This window comes from Pannonibacter anstelovis, assembly GCF_036881715.1.
Lineage (GTDB): Bacteria > Pseudomonadota > Alphaproteobacteria > Rhizobiales > Stappiaceae > Pannonibacter > Pannonibacter anstelovis.
In genome coordinates this window covers 11,835-29,822 of record NZ_JBAKBF010000012.1, presented here as the reverse complement: position 1 = coordinate 29,822, position 17,988 = coordinate 11,835, and the positions used below count along the sequence as shown (strand labels likewise).

Sequence of the window (17,988 nt, the reverse complement as noted above, 5' to 3'; positions counted from 1 at the left end):
CGGAGACGAATGTTGGATATGGAATTCACCCTCCTGATCGGCTTTGCGCTGGTCTTCCTGTTCGTCAGCTTCATTCTGCCACTCATCCTTTACGGCACGACCGGAGGCCTCCAGCGGCAGATCGACCTTCAGAAGCGCGAAATTTCCGCCCTGCAGCAGATTGTTACCGGCCTTCAGCGGCGGCTGGAGCTGAATGAGGCTGCCGGAAGGGCTGCGTCAGAGACAGATACCAGATCTGCGGCGCCCGATGAGCCGGAAATAGCCCCGCAACGGCCTTCTGAAGATGATGTCCCTGCAGAAACGCAGGAGCCGGAAACCTCAAGCCCGGCAGAGGGCGGCGCATCTGCAGAGGAGCCCGCGAGCGGGGAGCCTGCCCAGCCCGCACGCCCCGCAGGGCCCTTCGACGTTGCCGCGCGCACCTCTTCCGCCCGCCGAAGTGCAGCTTCCCGCCCGGCAGACGAACAGGTGGCGCAGGACGTCCGCGATGCAGCTGCAGCCCGTGAACAGCAGATCGGCGGCAAATGGACCATCTGGGTGGGCGGAATCGCGCTGGCCGCCGGTGCTGTCTTCCTCGTGCGCTTTGCGGTCGAGAACGATCTCCTCGGCCCGCTCGCCCGTATTCTGGCTGGTGCTGCGCTGGGCCTGATCCTGCTGGGGCTTGGCGAGTGGACCCGCCGCCGGCCCGGCACATTCTCCTTACCAGGCTTCTCGACGGCTAACATTCCCGCCGTTCTGACAGCAGCGGGCACGCTGGCGCTCTTCGCTGATGTCTATGCCGCCTATGCGCTGTACGATCTGATCGGCCCGGCCGGCGCCTTTGTGCTGCTGGGGGCCGTCTCGCTGCTCACCATGTTTGCCTCGCTGCTGCATGGGCCTGCACTTGCAGCGCTTGGACTTGCGGGCAGCTATGCGGTGCCCGTGCTGGTGTCTTCCGGCAGCTCACAGATCCTTCCGGCGGTCATCTATGTGCTGGCCGTCTCGGCTGCTGCGGTTGCGGTGGGGCGCATCCGGCTGTGGCTGTGGCTTGCAGGCCTTGCTGTCGCAGGTCTCTTCGGCTGGGCGCTGCTTTTCGAAATGGCGGCAGACGCCGGAGACAGGCTGCTGCTCGATCTTTATCTGGCGGGCGGCTATGCCATCACGGCCGCGGGCTTCGTCTGGCGCTTGCATGACTTTGCACCGGACAGATCCGAAAAGCCGGACTGGTATGCGACGGCCGCGCTCAGCGTTCTGGCGCTGCCTTTCCTTGGCCATGTCAGCCTGTCGGAAAGTGCTTCGCTCTTCGTTCTGGAGACGCTGCTACTAGCCGCCGTGCCGCTGGCGCTCGCCTATGGCTGCAGCGCCCTGCGCTATGCCGCCGTGGTGCCGCTGCTGGTGCAGGTGATTTCCTATGCCAGCCTTGATCTGCCACTCAGGGATCTTGGCACCTATCCGGGTGCTGTCGGCCCATTCGGTCCTGTGGTCTCGCCAGTACCTGCCGAAACGCAGGCCATGCTGTCCCGCTTCGGCATGCTGGGGCTGGTGACCGGTGCCATTCTGCTGGCTGCTGGTATTGCAGGCAGTCTGAAATCCGCCTCCCGTGCCGTCCTCGCCTCGCTGGCTGCTGCCGGAAGCCTTGCCTTGCTTGCCGCTGCCTGGTGGCGGGTGGAAGGCCTTGCAGCGTCACCGCTGTTCGCCGTGACCGGACTTGCCCTGTCCGCTGCCTTCCTGCTCCTCGGCGACCGGCTGGCCCTGCTCTTTGCCGTGCGCGGGCCGAAGGCTGGCGGTGAGGTTGCGGACACGCATCCGGGCAGTGCCGGAGCGGTGGCTGCCTGGTTCACCGGAACACTCTGCGGCCTGGCCCTGTCGATCGCCATCGTTCTGGAGGGGGGCTTCCTGACCACGGCGCTGGGCCTTCTGACGCCGGCCTTCGTGTTCGTCTATCTGCGCTACCCGGTGCTGGGCCTGCGTGTTCTGGCGCCCGTTGCGATCCTGCCTTATGTCTGCCGCCTGCTGTGGGATCCGTTCATCGCGGGCGGACAGCTCAGCATCACGCCGGTGTTCAACCAGCTTCTCTATGGCTACGGCATTCCGGCGCTGGGCCTGGTCTTTGCTGCCTGGGCGCTGACCCGCACCCGTGACGACCTGTGGGCCCGGATCCTGCAGGCGATGGCCATCGCCGGTGTCAGCATCGCGCTGGCCATGCTGGCGCTGCATGCCATTGATCCCACATTCACCTTCTACTCCGATGCCAGCCGGTTCAAGGCGGCTGCGATGATGCTCATCACTGGCGGCTCCGTGTCTCTGGGCCTGACCCGCATTCTTCCGGGCACGGATGGGGCAAGGGGCAACCTGGTGTTCTCGGGCGGAGCCATGGCCATCAGTGTGCTCGGCATTTTTGCGGGCGGGCTGGTGCTCCTAAGCGAAAACCCGCTCTGGACCGGCGCTCCGGTCGGCTACACGCCGGTGCTGAACTGGGTCACGCTCGGTTACGGCGCTCCCTTCCTGATCTACGCCTTGCTGGCCTATGCAGCGCGCCCCGTGCGCCCGGCTGGATATGTCGTGCTGGTGGGCGCGTTTGCAGGCCTTCTGGGCTTCTGCTTCGTCAATCTCACGATCCGCCATGCCTTCAGCCCGCTGATCCTCACAACCGAACCCGTGAGCGAGCTGGAAAACTACGTCTACTCCATCGTCTGGCTGGTGCTAGGCGTGGCGGGCGTGGTCATGGGGCTCTGGCGCGACAGCTTGCGCCTGCGGCAGGTGGCGGGCGCCATTGTTGCGCTGGTGGTGGTCAAGGTCTTCCTGTTCGACATGTCCTCGCTGCAGGGCGTGCTGAGGGCCTTGTCCTTCCTGGGGCTGGGCGCGGTTCTGATTGCCATCGGCTACCTCTACCAGCGCATGATTGCCCGCAAGCCACCCTCTGTATAAGGGGGCGATGGCGAGAAGCATCCTTGACCGGCTGCCTTTTCCTCCGTAAGGGGAGCCGGTCAGCTGGCCGGACGGTCGCTGCCGCAAGTGCCGAAAGGCCGCGGGGGAGGAAAGTCCGGGCTCCATGGAAACACGGTGCCGGGTAACGCCCGGCGAGGGCGACCTCAGGGAAAGTGCCACAGAAAGCAAACCGCCCCGGCCTTCGGGCAAGGGGTAAGGGTGAAAGGGTGGGGTAAGAGCCCACCGCGCGGACGGTAACGGACGCGGCACGGTAAACCCCACCGGGAGCAAAACCGAATAGGGATGGCACAGGGCCTTCGGGTCCGGGTTGGTTTCCTGGCCAGCCATCCGGGTAGGTTGCGTGAGGCGTCTGGCAACAGGCGTCCCAGATGAATGACCGTCACGTATGGAAGCTTGCTTCCATGCCTTACAGAACCCGGCTTACAGGCCGGCTGACACCTTTCCCAATCCATTGAAAAAACGCACAGCCTGCGTGCAAACCGGGGCATTTCTGCCGCCGGAAGCTTTTTATTAACCATGTTGATGTTTGTGGAAGAGTGGGCAGTTGCACAGGGGTTCAAGCCGTGGAATCCGCCTGATTCCATTGACGCCCATGCTATCCCATGTTATCCCATATTAACCCATGAAGTTGCCTCGGGTTCCATTCGAGGCAGCTGTTTTCTGGGGCTGTCCCGTGAGTGCCGGGACGCTCGGTTTCGTTTTGCAAGTTCCAGACTTTGCCAGTGCAGCAGGCGCCAGGATGGCGCGTTGAAAGGGGATCATGGCCGGCTTTGTGTCGCATTTTACCAACCGGCTTGACGCGAAGGGGCGTGTTTCGATCCCTGCGCCGTTCCGGGCCGTGCTGGCGCGCGACGGATTTGAAGGCCTTTACTGCATTGCCTCTCCCCATGCGCCTGCGGTTGATGCGGGTGGCAATGAACTGGTGAGTGAGATCGAGGGGCGCCTTTCCGCCTTTGCCAAGCTGTCGCCGGATCACGATGCACTGGCCATTGCACTCTTCGGTGCCAGCGAAACGCCGAAGATTGACTCCGATGGCCGCATCGTTCTGAGCGACATGATCCGCGAGCAGACGGGTGTAACCGATCAGATCACCTTCGCGGGTCTGGGGTACAAGTTTCAGCTCTGGGAGCCAGAGCGTTTTCGTGAGCATCGCGCAGAGGCCCAGAAGCGCGCGCTTGCGATGCTGTCGGGCATGAGCCCGGCTGCTGCGTCAGGAGGACCGGCATGACGGCGGGTCGCGCAGAAGGTCATGAGACTGAAGGCGCTGGCGGACTGGTCCGCCACGTGCCCGTCCTCCTTGACGGAGTTCTTTCGGCGCTGTCCGTAAGGCCCGGCGAGGTTGTCGTGGATGGCACCTTCGGCGCAGGCGGCTATTCCCGTGCCTTCCTTGAGGCGGGCGCAAGGGTCATTGGTGTTGACCGGGACCCGGATGCCATCGCAGGCGGTCAGGCGCTGGTGGAAGCCTCGAATGGCGCGCTGACGCTGGTGCCGGGGCGCTTTGCCGATATCGAGACGCATCTGGCGTCGCTTGGTGTCGAGGCCGTGGATGGCGTCGTGCTGGATCTGGGCGTGTCCTCCATGCAGCTGGATGAGGCTGACCGGGGCTTCTCCTTCATGCGCGACGGTCCGCTCGATATGCGCATGGAGCAGGCCGGGCCGTCGGCTGCCGATGTGGTCAACACGCTTCCGGCGCGGGATCTGACCCGGATCATCGGTCTTCTGGGCGAAGAAAAGCGGGCAGGGCAGGTTGCACGCGCCATCGAGCAGCGGAGCAAGGAACAGCCCTTCACCCGCACCGGTGATCTTGCCGCGCTGATCGAGAAGGTCGTCGGGCGCTCGCCGAAGAAGATGCACATCCATCCTGCGACGCGCACGTTTCAGGCGCTGCGCATCTATGTGAATGGCGAGCTGCATCAGGCCGCATCCGTTCTGGGGGCGGCGGAAAAGGTTCTGCGCCCCGGCGGGCGGCTGGTGGTTGTCAGCTTCCACAGCCTGGAAGACCGGATTGTGAAGAAGTTCTTTGCCGACCGCACACGCACGCGCGGTGGCGGCTCCCGGCACATGCCGGAAGAAGACGTGCCGCCGGCAACTTTCGAGCTGGTGGTCAAGGGTGGCCAGGAGCCGGACGAGAGCGAGACGCAGGCCAACCCCCGCGCCCGCTCGGCCCGCCTCAGGGCTGGGCGCCGGACCGGCGCGCCGGCACGTGATCTGGATATTCACGCCATTGGCGTTCCGCACCTGGCGGAATTCAAGGGACTTGGAGGCTGAGTGATGGTGAGCCGTTATCTCAATATCATCTGCGTCCTTGCTGTGCTGACGAGCGCAGGTGTCGTTTACGACATGAAGATGAAGGCCGAGCACACGTCCGAATATGTGGCGTCGCTCAAGGTCAAGATCGACGAGGAGCACGAAGCCATTCGCGTGCTGCGCGCCGAGTGGAGCGTTCTCAATCAGCCAGCCCGTATGCAGGGGCTGACCGAGCGCTATGATGAGGTTTTGAAGCTTCAGGAGATGGATCCGGGAAAGCAGATCGTGCAATTGCAGGATCTGCCGATGCGGCCCGTCATGCTGCCACCCGTTGGCGGAGAGGCTCCGCTTGATGGCTTCGCGGCCTTGCGGGAACCTGCCACCACCTCATCCATCCGATAGGAGTGCTGCAATGACAATGGCAAGCGAGCCCGCTTCCTTCCTGCAGTTCCAGCGCAGCCAGCCGCGTGCGGCGGTGCGTCCTGCCTATGGCTCGGTGTCCACCAGCACCGTCAAGACCCGCATCTATTTTGCTATGGCGGCATTCGCCATGCTCTATGCCGTGATTGGCGCCCGGCTCGTGCATCTGGCGCAGATGGAAGAGGCGCCTAACGCAGCTTTCATCTCTGCGCAGGATTCAATTGCAGCCTCCCGGCCGGATCTTGTCGACCGCAATGGAGAAATTTTGGCGACCGATATCAAGACGGCCTCTATCTATGCCGAGCCGCGCAAGATCATTGACGTGGATGAAGCTCTGGAAGGCATCGGCAGCGTTTTTCCGGAGTTGAACAACGAGAGCATGCGCAAGCGGCTTGCAAGCCGCGCAGGCTTTATCTGGCTGAAGCGTGAGGTTTCCCCCGCCCAGCAGCAGGCTATTCACCGGCTTGGCATTCCGGGCATTGGCTTTCTTTGGGAAAAGCAGCGCTTCTATCCGGGCGGGCCGCTGGCGTCACACATTGTCGGCTCCGTGAACATCGACAATCAGGGCATTGCGGGCCTTGAGAAGCACCTCGACGACTCCTGGCTGTCCGAACTGCAGAAGCTTGGCTTTGCGACGGACCGTTCGCTGGAGCCCGTGAAGCTGGCGCTTGATTCCCGTGTCCAGTTTGTCGTGCGCGATGAACTGGTCAAAGGTGTCGAACGCTATCACGCGATTGCGGGTGTTGGCATCGTTCTTGACGTGCACACGGGCGAAGTTGTCGCCATGTCGTCCTATCCGGACTACGATCCGAACGACCGTGCTCAGGCCCTGGACAAGGACCGCCTGAACCGCGCCACAGGTGGCGTCTTCGAGATGGGGTCCGTCTTCAAGACCTTCACTTTCGCCAGCGCGTTCGATTCGGGCAAGGTCGGCATGAACGACAGCTTCGATGCGAGCCGCCCAATCCGGGCTGGTGGGCGTACGATCAACGATTTCCACGGAAAAAACCGGATCCTTTCGGTGCCGGAAGTCTTCATTTACTCGTCCAATATCGGCACTGCCAAGATGATGCTGACGACGGGTGTCGACTATCAGCGTGAATTCTACACACGCCTTGGCCTGACGGACCGCCAGTCCAACGAGCTGCCGGAAAATGCAGCTCCGCTGCTGCCCCGCCGCTGGGGTGAACTGGCCGCCATCACCGCATCCTTCGGTCACGGTATTTCGGTGACGCCGATGCAGACGGCAACGGCTGCGGCCGCGCTGGTCAATGGCGGCTACCTGATCCCGCCGACCTTCCTGCCGCGGGATGAGATCGCAGCCAAGTCACTGGGCAAGCAGGTGATTTCCGAAGAGACCAGCCGCAAGATGCGCTATCTTTTCCGCCTCAACGTTGTACAGCCCGGGGGATCGGGCAAGCGTGCGGAGGTGCCTGGCTACATCGTTGGCGGCAAGACGGGAACGGCTGAAAAAGTCGAGAATGGCCGCTATGTTTCCAACAAGCGCCGAAACTCTTTCCTGTCTGCTTTCCCTATGGATGATCCGCAGTATGTGGTGCTGGTGGTGCTCGATGAGCCGAAGCCGGAGAAGCCGGGCCTGCCTGCAACCGCTGGCATGAACACGGCGCCGATGGTGGGCAGCATCATCCGCCGCGCAGCGCCGATGCTTGGCATCATGCCGAAACAGACTGATGGGACAAAGGCACTCGAAGTATCTTATTGAGACGTGATCAAAGCGCCGGAGCGGAACGTCAGGGTCGCAGCTGAAAAAGGGTTCCGCACCGGCTTGTGACGGCGCACTACCGGATTTGGCAGACAATGCAGCTAGGAACACTTGCGGCGGGCACAGGCATCGCCGTTCCTGATGATACCCTCGTGATCGGGGGATTGACCTCGGACAGCCGGGCGGCTGGGCCGGGCTTTTTGTTTTTTGCCCTTGGCGGCGTACAGGCTCACGGCGCACGTTTTGCCGCAAAGGCGGTGGAGCAGGGCGCGGCCGCTGTTCTGACCGATGCAGAGGGCGCGGCGCTGATCGAGGCTGATGGCGGTTTGGCGGCACCTGTGATCGTTGCACCAAATCCGCGTCTGGCCCTTGCGAAGATGGCGGCCCGCTTCCATGGCCGTCAGCCGGAAACCATGGTCGCTGTCACAGGCACCAGCGGCAAGACTTCGGTTGCCTATTTCGTCCGTCAGATCTTCCAGCGCTGCGGCCACAATGCTGCGAGCCTGGGCACGCTTGGCACGGTGACGGCCTCCGGCACCAGCTACGGCGGCTTGACGACGCCGGATCCGGTTTCGCTGCATGCGGAACTCGCAAAGCTGGCCGATGCCGGTGTCACTCATGCCGCAATGGAAGCGTCCAGCCATGGGCTTGACCAGTACCGGCTCGATGGGGTGGAACTGGTGGCCGCCGGGTTTACCAACCTTGGCCGTGATCACATGGATTATCACGCCACCGAGGAAGAGTATCTGCAGGCCAAGTTGCGGTTGTTCCGCGAGTTGCTGCCTTCGGGGGGGACCGTGGTCGTGGATCCGGCGCAAAACAAGGCGAACCGGGTGCTGGCGCTGGCCGCCGAACGGGGCCTGCGCGTGCTGACTGTTGGCGATCGTGGCAAGGACTTGCATCTGCGCAACGTGCAATACAGCGGGTTCAGCCAGGTTCTGACGATCGACACGCCTCGCGGCGAGTACAAAGTGTCGCTGCCGCTTGCCGGTCATTTCCAGGTGTCCAACGCGCTCGTTGCTGCCGGTCTTGCGATTGCCGCGGGTGAGGCGCCGGGAGCTGTCATGCGTGCGCTTGAGGCGCTGGAAGGCGCTCCGGGCCGTCTGGAACTGGTGGGCCGCAAGGACAATGGCGCCCTCTGCTTTGTTGATTATGCCCACAAGCCGGATGCCGTGGATAACGCTCTTGCGGCGCTGCGCCCCTTCACCAAGGGGAAGCTGGTCGTGGTCATTGGCGCAGGTGGTGACAGGGATGCTGGCAAGCGCCCGCTGATGGGCGAAGCTGCCAGCCGCCGCGCGGATGTGGTGATCGTCACAGACGACAATCCGCGTACGGAAGATCCTGCGCTCATTCGCAAGGCCGTAAAGGCAGGCGCACCGGGCGCACTTGAGATCGGTGACCGTGCGGAAGCCATCGCAACGGCTGTTTCCATGCTGGAAAGCGGGGATGTGCTGTGCGTGGCCGGCAAGGGACATGAAACGGGCCAAATCATCGGCAAGACGGTGCACCCCTTCTCGGATCATGATGCGGTTCGCACCGCGCTTGCACAAGGAGCCCGGCCATGAGCGCACCGCTCTGGACCCTAGATGCCTTTCTGGCCGCAACGCGCGGCGAGGCCCGCGGTGCGCCGCAGGCCGAAATTACCGGCATTTCCATCGATAGCCGGACCATCATGCCCGGCGAGGCATTTGTCGCCATCGTTGGTGACAGGCTCGATGGGCACGACTATGTGGCCAGGGCGCTGGAAGCGGGCGCCTCACTGGCGCTTGTGGCGCGTCACAAGCTGATAGACCTGCCGGAGGATGGCCGTTACGTGGTGGTGGATGACCCGCTTGAGGCCTTGCGCGATCTTGGCCGCGCGGCCCGGGCCCGCACCAGCGCCCGGATCGTTGCGGTTACCGGTTCTGTGGGCAAGACCGGAACCAAGGAAGCGCTGCGCCTCGCGCTTGGCCGTTCCGGCAAGGTCCATGCCTCGGCTGCGTCCTTTAACAACCATTGGGGCGTGCCATTGACTCTGGCGCGCATGCCGGAAGACACCGAGTTCGGTGTTTTTGAAATCGGCATGAACCACGCGGGCGAGATCACGCCGCTGGTTCAGATGGTGCGCCCGCATGCGGCGATCATCACCACGGTGCAGGCCGTGCATCTGGAGTTTTTCGGCTCGGTTGAGAAGATCGCCCAGGCCAAGGCCGAGATCTTTCTCGGGCTGGAGCCGGGTGGCCTTGCCATTCTCAACCGCGACAATGATCAGTTCGATCTGCTGACGTTCCTGGCCAAGACGGCTGGTGTCGAGCGTATTCAGACCTTTGGTGAGGCCGAGGGGTGCGACGCGTTTCTGGAAGATTACGCGGTGCAGACCGGTTCTTCCTCCATTCAGGCGCAGGTGCTCGGGCACGAGATCACGTACAAGATCGGCGCGCCGGGCAAGCATCTTGTCCGCAACAGCCTCGCCGTGCTGCTGGCTGTCTGTGAGCTGGGGGCGGATCTGGCGCTTGCAGGCCTTGCGCTGGCGGACCTCTCTGCGCCCAAGGGGCGAGGCGCTCAGACACGGTTGAAGCTGCCTGGTGGCGGCGAGGCCGTACTCGTGGACGAGAGCTACAACGCCAATCCTGCTTCTATGCGGGCAGCCCTCAGCGTGCTGGCCGGCATGCAGCCGGCAGCTCCCGGACGCAAGATTGTGGTGCTGGGCGACATGCTTGAACTGGGCACCGCGAGCGAGCAGCTTCATGCGGACCTGCTTGGGCCGGTAGAGGAAAGCGGCGCGGATCTGGTCTATTGTGCCGGTCCGTTGATGCATGCCCTCTGGAACCGGTTGCCAAGGGAGAAGCGCGCCGTCTATGCGGAACAATCGTCGGCACTGACCGAGCGCCTCAAGGATGAGCTGCGCGCTGGCGACATCATCATGATCAAGGGGTCTCTCGGGAGCCGTATGGGCCCCCTTGTGGAGGCGCTCAAGCAGGAATATCCCGCAGCGGATGAAATGGCTTCGGCCTGAGGAATCCAAATGTTCTATCTTCTCGGTGAGCTGTCCGGCCAGATTTCTGCGCTGAACGTCTTCAAGTACATCACGTTCCGCACGGGCGGTGCCATCATGACGGCGCTGTTCTTCGTGTTTCTGTTCGGGCCGCGCATCATTGCCGGTCTGCGCCTGCGCCAGGGCAAGGGCCAGCCCATCCGTGAAGACGGGCCGCAGAGCCACCTTCTGACCAAGAAGGGTACCCCCACCATGGGCGGGTTGATGATCCTGTCCGGCCTCATCGTGTCCACCCTGTTGTGGGCAGACCTGCGCAATCCCTATGTCTGGATCGTGCTGTGGGTCACTGTCGGCTTCGGTGCCATCGGCTTTTATGATGACTATCTGAAGGTGACGAAGGCCACCCACAAGGGCTTCAGCGGCAAAGCGCGCCTCGGCATCGAGTTCCTCATTGCCGGTGGCGCAGCTCTCGCCGTGACGATGCTGGACACAGGCACCTTCGCCACGTCCATCTCCTTTCCTTTCGTGAAGGACCTGCTGCTCAACCTGGGCATTTTCTTCATTCCCTTTGCCGCCTTCGTCATTGTCGGTGCGGGCAATGCGGTGAACCTTACGGACGGCCTGGACGGGCTGGCCATCGTGCCGGTGATGATCGCTTCGGCCACATTTGCGCTCATAGCCTATCTGTCGGGCAACGCGGTCTTTGCCGAGTATCTGCAGATCCACCACGTGCCCGGAACGGGCGAGCTTGCCGTCATCTGCGGCGCCGTGATTGGTGCAGGGCTTGGCTTCCTCTGGTTCAATGCTCCCCCAGCCGCCATCTTCATGGGCGATACGGGCTCACTCTCCCTTGGCGGCATGATCGGCGCGATTGCAGTCGTCACCAAGCACGAAATCGTGCTGGCCATCGTTGGCGGGCTGTTCGTGCTGGAGGCTGTCTCCGTCATCGTGCAGGTTGCCTCCTTCAAGCTGACCGGCAAGCGTGTGTTCCGCATGGCGCCGATCCATCATCATTTCGAGCAGCTGGGCTGGACCGAGTCCCAAGTGGTGATCCGTTTCTGGATCATCGCCGTGGTTCTCGCGCTCGTCGGCCTTGCCACTCTGAAGCTGCGGTGAGGCGGTCATGATCCCGGTCACCTGCTTCAAGGGAAAAAAGGTAGCGCTCTTCGGGCTTGGCGGTTCGGGCCTTTCCAGTGCGCTTGCGCTGAAGGAAGGCGGGGCGCATGTCATCGTCTGGGACGATGCGCCTGCGCGCAATGATCTTGCCCGCTCCAAAGGCCTTGAAGCCCGCGATCTCGCCGAGCTCGACTGGAAGGGCATCTCTGCCCTGGTGCTGTCTCCCGGTGTGCCGCTGACCCATCCCGAGCCGCACTGGACGGTGGGTCTGGCACGCGAAGCGGGTGTCGAGGTCATCGGCGACATTGAGCTGTTCTCGCGTGAGCGTGCGCTAGTCTGCCCGGATGCCCCGGTCATCTGCATCACCGGCACCAATGGCAAGTCCACCACAACGGCACTGACGGCGCATCTGCTGAAGTCGATCGGCCGGGATGTGCAGATGGGCGGCAACATCGGCACGCCGGTGTTCGACCTCGCCCCTCTTGCGGCCCACAGGCATTATGTCATCGAGTGCTCGTCCTATCAGATCGATCTTGCCCCGGGTCTCGCGCCGACGGCCGGCATTCACATGAACCTGTCGCCGGATCATCTCGACCGGCACGGGACCATGGAGAATTATGCCGCGATCAAGGAGAAGCTGGTTGCTGCCAGCCGAACGGCCATCGTCGGCGTGGACGACGACATGAGTGCTGCCATCGCTGACCGGCTGGACGCTGCCGGGCACGACGTGCGGCGCATCTCGGGGTACCAGACTCAGACCCATGGCGTCTTTGCCCGTGAGGGCCTGCTGGTCTGTGCGGACAAGGGCGTGGAAACCGTCATTGCCGATCTGTCGCGCGCGCCGTCGCTTCGCGGCCAGCATAATGCCCAGAACGCTGCGGCAGCCTGTGCCGCGCTGCTGGCACTTGGCGTGATGCCGCAAGAACTGGCGGCGGGTCTGGAGAGCTTCCCCGGCCTCAAGCACCGGATGCAGATCATCGCCCGGCATGAGGGCACGCTGTTCGTCAATGACAGCAAGGCAACCAATGCGGATGCTACGGCCTGGGCGCTGGCGAGCTATCCGCGGCTTTACTGGATCGCGGGCGGCAAGCCGAAGGCAGGCGGCATCGAACCGCTCGGTGAATTCTTCCCGCGCATTGTGCGGGCCTATCTGATCGGTGAGGCGGCCGAGGAGTTTGCCCGCACGCTGGACGGCAAGGTGCCCTACGAGATCAGCGGTACGCTGGACGTTGCCGTGCAGCGGGCGGCGGCGGATGCCGCGCTCGACCCGCAGGCCGAGAAGGTGATCATGCTGTCTCCGGCCTGCGCCTCATTCGACCAGTATCCGAATTTCGAAGTGCGTGGTGATGCGTTTGCCGAAAGCGTCCGGGCCCTGCTGGCGGTGCCGGAAAAGACGGAGGATGCCTGATGGTTTCTCGCGCTGATCGTGGTGTGCTGGCCGAGTGGCTGTGGACGGTAGACCACATCCTTCTCGCGCTGTTCGTCCTGCTCATGATCGGCGGCGTCGTGCTGTCCTTTGCGGCCAGTCCCCCCGTGGCCGAGCGCATCGGTGTGGAAAGCTATTACTTCGTCAAGCGGCAGGCCATGTTCCTGCCGCTGGCGGTCGTCGTGCTGTTCGGTGTCTCGCTGATGTCGCCGCGGATGGTGCGCCGGGGGGCCTTGCTGCTCTTTTGCGTGTCGCTTGCGCTTCTGGTTGCGACGCTCTTCGTCGGCGCCGAAGTGAAGGGCGCCCGCCGCTGGATCAACATTGCCGGTTTCTCGGTGCAGCCCTCCGAATTCCTCAAGCCTGCCTTTGTCGTGCTGGTCGCCTTCCTGCTGTCGGAAAGCGGCCGCCGCCGCGAAGTGCCGGGCATGGTTCTGTCCGCCCTGCTTTTCGCCATGTGCGCGGCGCTGCTGGTGGCGCAGCCCGACTTCGGCCAGACCATGCTGATCGGCCTGGTCTGGGGCGGTTTGTTCTTCATGAACGGACTGCCGTGGATCGCCATCATCGGACTGGGCGGAGTGGGCGTTGCCGGTCTCGCCTCGGCCTATTTCCTGCTGCCGCACGTGACAACGCGTGTAAACAGGTTCCTCGATCCGGAGTCCGGCGACACCTACCAGATCGACCGCGCCCGCGAGGCCTTTCTCTCGGGCGGCTGGTTCGGCAAGGGGCCGGGAGAGGGCATCGTCAAGCGTGGCCTGCCGGATAGCCACACCGATTTCATTTTCGCGGTGGTGGCGGAGGAATTCGGCATCATCGTGTGTATGCTGCTCGTTTCCATCTTTGCTTTCATCATCTTGCGGGGGCTGCGCAACGCCGGCCGGGATCAGGATGCCTTCTCACGCCTGGCGACTGCGGGCCTGACGATCATGTTCGGCCTGCAGGCAACCATAAATCTGATGGTGAACCTGAACCTCATGCCTGCCAAAGGCATGACGCTGCCTTTCATTTCCTACGGCGGCTCCTCGCTGCTTTCGACGGCGCTGACGGCTGGTTTCATCCTGGCCCTGTCGCGCCGCAAGCCGCGGCCGCTGCACAGTGACAGCGTGACGGTGGCCCGTGTGCCGACGTCGCAGCTCATTCAGCCGGGTATCCAATGAGCAAGACCATTCTCCTGACTGCCGGCGGCACCGGTGGTCACCTGTTCCCTGCCGAGGCGCTGGCGCATGAGCTGGTGCGGCGGGGCTGGACCGTGGATTTGGCGACGGACGAGCGGGCCGACCGCTACGGCACCAGCTTTCCGGCGCGGGAGGTGCATATCATTGCCTCGGAAACCCTGCGCTCGAAGTCGCCGGTTGCCGTTCTTAAAACGGTCCTGAGCCTCGCACGCGGCACGCTGCAGGCCCGCCGTGTCATCCGGCAGATCAGGCCTGCCGTTGTCGTCGGCTTTGGCGGCTATCCGACTTTTCCGCCGATGATGGCAGCGCGGCTGACGGGCGTGCCGTCGATCCTGCATGAGGCCAATGCCGTTATGGGCCGGGCCAACCGGATGCTGGCCAAGGGTGTTACCCGTGTGGCTACCAGCCTGACGCTGGTCAATCCGGATGCAGCGCTGGCCCCGAAGATCCGGGAGACCGGCAATCCGGTGCGCCCGCCGGTGGTGGAAGCTGCCAGCGTGCCCTATGCGGTGCCACAGGCAGGCGGCGTGTTTCACCTGCTGGTGTTCGGCGGCTCGCAAGGTGCACGTTTCTTCTCCGACGTGATGCCGGAGGCGATGAAGCTCCTGTCCCCGGAGCATCGCGCCCGCCTTAAGCTGGTGCAGCAGTGCCGTCCGGAGGATCTGGACCGGGTGAAGGGTGCATTCGAAGCGCTTGGCCTGTCTGCCGAGCTTGCGCCATTCTTCCGCGACATGCCGGCGAGGATTGCTGCGTCCCAACTTGTTATCTGCCGCTCCGGTGCTTCGTCCGTTAGCGAATTGTCCGTCATTGGCCGCCCGTCGATCCTCGTGCCGCTGCCCAATGCGCTGGATCAGGACCAGAGCAACAATGCCCGCGTGCTGGAAGCGGCAGGCGGGGCCTGGCCGGTGGCGCAGAAGGACCTGACGCCGCAGCGCCTTGCCGCAGAACTCACCCGGCTCATGGATGAGCCATCCACCCTTCAAGCCGCCGCCGCCGCCGCGCGCGGGCAGGGCAAGCCCGATGCGGTTGCCCGCCTTGCCGATCTGGTGGAAGAGACCGCAGGCTTCAACACGATAGACAAAGGAGACCGCGCATGAAGATGCCGCGTGAATTGGGCCCGGTGCATTTCGTAGGCATCGGGGGCATCGGGATGAGCGGCATTGCCGAAGTGCTGCACACGCTCGGCTACACGGTTCAGGGCTCGGACATGTCCGAGAGCGCCAATGTGCTGCGCCTGCGCGAGAAGGGCATTCCGGTCTTCATCGGCCACAAGGCGGAAAACCTGGGCGGGGCTGAAGTTCTGGTCGTCTCCTCCGCGATCAAGCGTGACAATCCGGAATTGATCGCCGCCCGCGAGAAGCTGATCCCGGTGGTCCGCCGCGCCGAGATGCTGGCCGAGCTGATGCGCTTCAAGCAGGCGATCGCCATCGGTGGTACCCACGGCAAGACGACGACCACCTCGCTGGTGGCGGCGCTGCTGGAAGCGGGCGGCATGGACCCGACCGTGATCAACGGCGGCATCATCAACGCCTATGGCACCAACGCCCGCATGGGTGATGGCGAATGGATGGTGGTGGAAGCGGACGAAAGCGACGGCACTTTCGTCAAACTGCCCGCCGATATCGCCATCGTCACCAACATCGATCCGGAGCATCTGGATCACTATGGCGACTTTGCCGGGGTGCGCGCGGCCTTCCGGCACTTCGTCGAGAACGTGCCCTTCTATGGCTTTGCCGTGATGTGCCTCGACCACCCGGAAGTGCAGACGCTCGTCGGTCAGATCGAGGACAAGCGCATCGTCACCTATGGCGCCAACCCGCAGGCGGATGTGCGCTTTGCCGATGTTTCTATCGCGGGTGGCAAGTCCCGCTTCCGTGTCATCCTGCAAAACCGCCGTTCAGGCGAGAGTGAAGTGATCGATGATCTGGTGCTGCCCATGCCGGGCCTGCACAACATCTCCAACGCGACCGCTGCTATTGCGGTTGCGAACCGGCTGGGTATCTCAGCCGATGCCATCCGCAAGGGGCTGGCCGGGTTCGGCGGCGTCAAGCGCCGCTTCACCCACACGGGAACCTGGAATGGTGCTGAGTTCTTCGATGACTATGGCCACCACCCGGTGGAAATCCGCGCCGTGCTGAAGGCAGCGCGTGAATCGGCGAAGGGCAGGGTGATCGCCGTGGTGCAGCCGCACCGCTACTCCCGCCTTGCAAGCCTGTTCGAGGACTTCTCGACCTGCTTCAACGACGCGGACACGGTGATCGTGGCCCCGGTCTATGCCGCAGGCGAGCAGCCCATCGCGGGTATTGACCGGGACAGCCTCGTCTCCAACCTCAAGACCCACGGCCACCGTTCGGCCATTGCGCTGGAGGGGCCGGAGGCGCTCGCCGGTGTCATCGCTGACCTTGCCAAGCCGGGCGACTATGTGGTTTGCCTCGGGGCAGGCAACATCACCCAGTGGGCGCATGCGCTGCCGGGCCAGCTTGCAGCCCTTGGCAAGGGAGAGGGGGCGTGAGTTTCCCCGATCTTCTGGCAAGCCTCGGCTCACGGTTCGAGGGGCTGCGCGGCAAGCTGACGGCCAATCAGCCGCTGTCCGCCGTCACCTGGCTGCGGGCAGGTGGACCTGCACAGCTTCTGTTCCAGCCTGCGGACGAAGAGGATCTGGCGCAGTTCCTGTCCGTGTTGCCGGAAGAAATCCCGGTTCTGACCATCGGCCTTGGCTCCAACCTGCTGGTGCGGGACGGGGGCATTGAAGGCGTGGTGATCCGTCTTGGCGCACGCGGCTTCGGCGCTGTCGAGGTGCTGGACGGCGGGCGCATCCGTGCGGGTGCTGCCGTGCCGGACAAGCGGCTGGCGGAAGCGGCAGCAGATGCCGGTATCGGTGGCTTTGCCTTCTACACCGGCATTCCCGGCGGCATCGGCGGCGCGCTGCGCATGAATGCCGGCGCCCATGGGACCGAGACATGCAACCGTCTGGTGGAAGCCACCGCCATTGACCGCCGGGGCGCGCGCCAGGTGCTGACCAATGCGGACATGGGTTACAGCTACCGTCACAGTTCAGCTGATCCCGGCTTGATCTTCACCAGTGCGGTCTTTGAAGGCCCGGTCGAGGAGGAGGCGAAGATCCGTACCGAGATGGCCGAGGTCGTGGCTCACCGCGAGCAGGCACAGCCGATCCGCGAGAAGACCGGCGGCTCCACCTTCAAGAATCCTCCGGGCCATTCCGCCTGGAAGGTGATCGACGCTGCCGGATGCCGCGGGCTGACCGTGGGCGGGGCGCAGATGTCGGAGATGCACTGCAACTTCATGATCAACACCGGCACAGCGACCGGCCACGATCTTGAGCTTCTGGGCGAAACCGTCCGCCGCCGTGTGCGAGAGCATTCGGGCGTCGAGCTCGAATGGGAAATCAAGCGCCTCGGCCAGTTCATCCCGGGTGAGGAAATCACTCCGTTCCTGGATTGAGGGGCGGATAGAGGCGAAGCCCAAAGCATATTCCGGGAACCGCCTCTTGACCGTGAATGACTGGCTCAAGAACAGAGAATCCATGACGGGTCCCGGCTGAAGGCCGGGACTGTGCGGAGATTGTGTTTCTTTTGGGAGGCAGTTCAATCGGGGCTGACTGAGCCACCGAACACTGCCAAAGCATTTCCACCGTGCTGTCCCGGCCTTGTGCCGGGACCTGTCAGGGGGGGCGGTGCGTGCCCGCTTTCTGCAGCCGGATGTTGCTGCGCCTGCCGGACATATGGGGGCTTTTGGTTGTATTTTTCTGATTTGCCGCCAGAAAAATTGCAGTTTCTGACGGCCTCCCGCGCGCAGCTCATGCCCCGGCCAGGATTTCCACAGCCTCAGCCCTGTGCATGTTGCTTTTGAATCACACTGTGCAGGCCACAAGACGTTAATGCATTCCTTAACGGCTTGGTTAACGTTTCCTTACCAATTTGGGCAGCATCTTATGGGCTCACATTTGTCTGAGTGAGTCGGTGGA

Annotated in this window: 13 protein-coding genes and 1 other RNA gene; all 14 read left to right on the top strand. The window is 63.4% G+C overall.

The window, feature by feature from the left end:
• The first annotated feature begins 18 nt into the window (after window positions 1–18).
• On the top strand, window positions 19–2,904 hold the full coding sequence (locus tag V6L75_RS17015; protein ID WP_334252676.1) for a DUF2339 domain-containing protein: 2,886 nt from the start codon (window positions 19–21) through the stop codon (window positions 2,902–2,904).
• Between the two features lie 59 nt (window positions 2,905–2,963).
• Window positions 2,964–3,364: RNase P RNA component class A (rnpB, locus tag V6L75_RS17010), an RNA gene on the top strand.
• A gap of 321 nt (window positions 3,365–3,685) precedes the next feature.
• On the top strand, window positions 3,686–4,153 hold the full coding sequence (locus V6L75_RS17005) for a division/cell wall cluster transcriptional repressor MraZ (protein ID WP_334252675.1): 468 nt from the start codon (window positions 3,686–3,688) through the stop codon (window positions 4,151–4,153).
• The gene (rsmH, locus tag V6L75_RS17000) at window positions 4,150–5,193 is read left to right on the top strand and encodes a 16S rRNA (cytosine(1402)-N(4))-methyltransferase RsmH (RefSeq protein ID WP_334252674.1); all 1,044 of its coding nucleotides are present in this window, start codon (window positions 4,150–4,152) and stop codon (window positions 5,191–5,193) included. The genes V6L75_RS17005 and rsmH overlap by 4 nt, the downstream gene beginning before the upstream one ends.
• A gap of 3 nt (window positions 5,194–5,196) precedes the next feature.
• Window positions 5,197–5,574: a cell division protein FtsL gene (gene ftsL / locus V6L75_RS16995; RefSeq protein ID WP_334252673.1), complete on the top strand. Its 378-nt coding sequence runs from the start codon at window positions 5,197–5,199 to the stop codon at window positions 5,572–5,574.
• Between the two features lie 10 nt (window positions 5,575–5,584).
• Window positions 5,585–7,315 (top strand): peptidoglycan D,D-transpeptidase FtsI family protein, encoded by a 1,731-nt coding sequence (locus V6L75_RS16990; protein ID WP_334252672.1) that lies wholly within the window; start codon window positions 5,585–5,587, stop codon window positions 7,313–7,315.
• Window positions 7,316–7,410: 95 nt separating this feature from the next.
• Window positions 7,411–8,880 (top strand): UDP-N-acetylmuramoyl-L-alanyl-D-glutamate--2,6-diaminopimelate ligase, encoded by a 1,470-nt coding sequence (locus V6L75_RS16985; RefSeq protein ID WP_334252671.1) that lies wholly within the window; start codon window positions 7,411–7,413, stop codon window positions 8,878–8,880.
• Complete coding sequence (locus V6L75_RS16980) at window positions 8,877–10,310, top strand: UDP-N-acetylmuramoylalanyl-D-glutamyl-2,6-diaminopimelate--D-alanyl-D-alanine ligase (RefSeq protein ID WP_334252670.1); 1,434 nt, start codon at window positions 8,877–8,879, stop codon at window positions 10,308–10,310. Before V6L75_RS16985 ends, V6L75_RS16980 begins: the two co-directional genes overlap by 4 nt.
• 9 nt (window positions 10,311–10,319) lie before the next feature.
• Window positions 10,320–11,405 (top strand): phospho-N-acetylmuramoyl-pentapeptide-transferase, encoded by a 1,086-nt coding sequence (gene mraY, locus V6L75_RS16975; protein WP_334252669.1) that lies wholly within the window; start codon window positions 10,320–10,322, stop codon window positions 11,403–11,405.
• A gap of 7 nt (window positions 11,406–11,412) precedes the next feature.
• The gene (gene murD / locus V6L75_RS16970; protein WP_334252668.1) at window positions 11,413–12,813 is read left to right on the top strand and encodes a UDP-N-acetylmuramoyl-L-alanine--D-glutamate ligase; all 1,401 of its coding nucleotides are present in this window, start codon (window positions 11,413–11,415) and stop codon (window positions 12,811–12,813) included.
• Window positions 12,813–13,985 (top strand): putative lipid II flippase FtsW, encoded by a 1,173-nt coding sequence (gene ftsW / locus V6L75_RS16965; protein WP_334252667.1) that lies wholly within the window; start codon window positions 12,813–12,815, stop codon window positions 13,983–13,985. The genes murD and ftsW overlap by 1 nt, the downstream gene beginning before the upstream one ends.
• Window positions 13,982–15,100 (top strand): undecaprenyldiphospho-muramoylpentapeptide beta-N-acetylglucosaminyltransferase, encoded by a 1,119-nt coding sequence (murG, locus tag V6L75_RS16960; RefSeq protein ID WP_334252666.1) that lies wholly within the window; start codon window positions 13,982–13,984, stop codon window positions 15,098–15,100. Before ftsW ends, murG begins: the two co-directional genes overlap by 4 nt.
• Entirely contained in the window at window positions 15,097–16,515 is a 1,419-nt protein-coding gene (gene murC / locus V6L75_RS16955) for a UDP-N-acetylmuramate--L-alanine ligase (RefSeq protein WP_334252665.1), read from the top strand. The genes murG and murC overlap by 4 nt, the downstream gene beginning before the upstream one ends.
• On the top strand, window positions 16,512–17,465 hold the full coding sequence (gene murB / locus V6L75_RS16950; RefSeq protein ID WP_334252664.1) for a UDP-N-acetylmuramate dehydrogenase: 954 nt from the start codon (window positions 16,512–16,514) through the stop codon (window positions 17,463–17,465). The genes murC and murB overlap by 4 nt, the downstream gene beginning before the upstream one ends.
• Window positions 17,466–17,988: the final 523 nt, after the last annotated feature.

Coding starts and splice junctions, on each gene's coding strand:
- ftsW (WP_334252667.1), top strand. CDS start 12,813: ATGGTTTCTCGCGCTGATCGTGGTGTGCTGGCCGAGTGGCTGTGGACG.
- ftsL (WP_334252673.1), top strand. CDS start 5,197: ATGGTGAGCCGTTATCTCAATATCATCTGCGTCCTTGCTGTGCTGACG.
- murD (WP_334252668.1), top strand. CDS start 11,413: ATGATCCCGGTCACCTGCTTCAAGGGAAAAAAGGTAGCGCTCTTCGGG.
- V6L75_RS16980 (WP_334252670.1), top strand. CDS start 8,877: ATGAGCGCACCGCTCTGGACCCTAGATGCCTTTCTGGCCGCAACGCGC.
- V6L75_RS16985 (WP_334252671.1), top strand. CDS start 7,411: ATGCAGCTAGGAACACTTGCGGCGGGCACAGGCATCGCCGTTCCTGAT.
- rsmH (WP_334252674.1), top strand. CDS start 4,150: ATGACGGCGGGTCGCGCAGAAGGTCATGAGACTGAAGGCGCTGGCGGA.
- murG (WP_334252666.1), top strand. CDS start 13,982: ATGAGCAAGACCATTCTCCTGACTGCCGGCGGCACCGGTGGTCACCTG.
- V6L75_RS16990 (WP_334252672.1), top strand. CDS start 5,585: ATGACAATGGCAAGCGAGCCCGCTTCCTTCCTGCAGTTCCAGCGCAGC.
- mraY (WP_334252669.1), top strand. CDS start 10,320: ATGTTCTATCTTCTCGGTGAGCTGTCCGGCCAGATTTCTGCGCTGAAC.
- V6L75_RS17015 (WP_334252676.1), top strand. CDS start 19: ATGGAATTCACCCTCCTGATCGGCTTTGCGCTGGTCTTCCTGTTCGTC.
- murC (WP_334252665.1), top strand. CDS start 15,097: ATGAAGATGCCGCGTGAATTGGGCCCGGTGCATTTCGTAGGCATCGGG.
- V6L75_RS17005 (WP_334252675.1), top strand. CDS start 3,686: ATGGCCGGCTTTGTGTCGCATTTTACCAACCGGCTTGACGCGAAGGGG.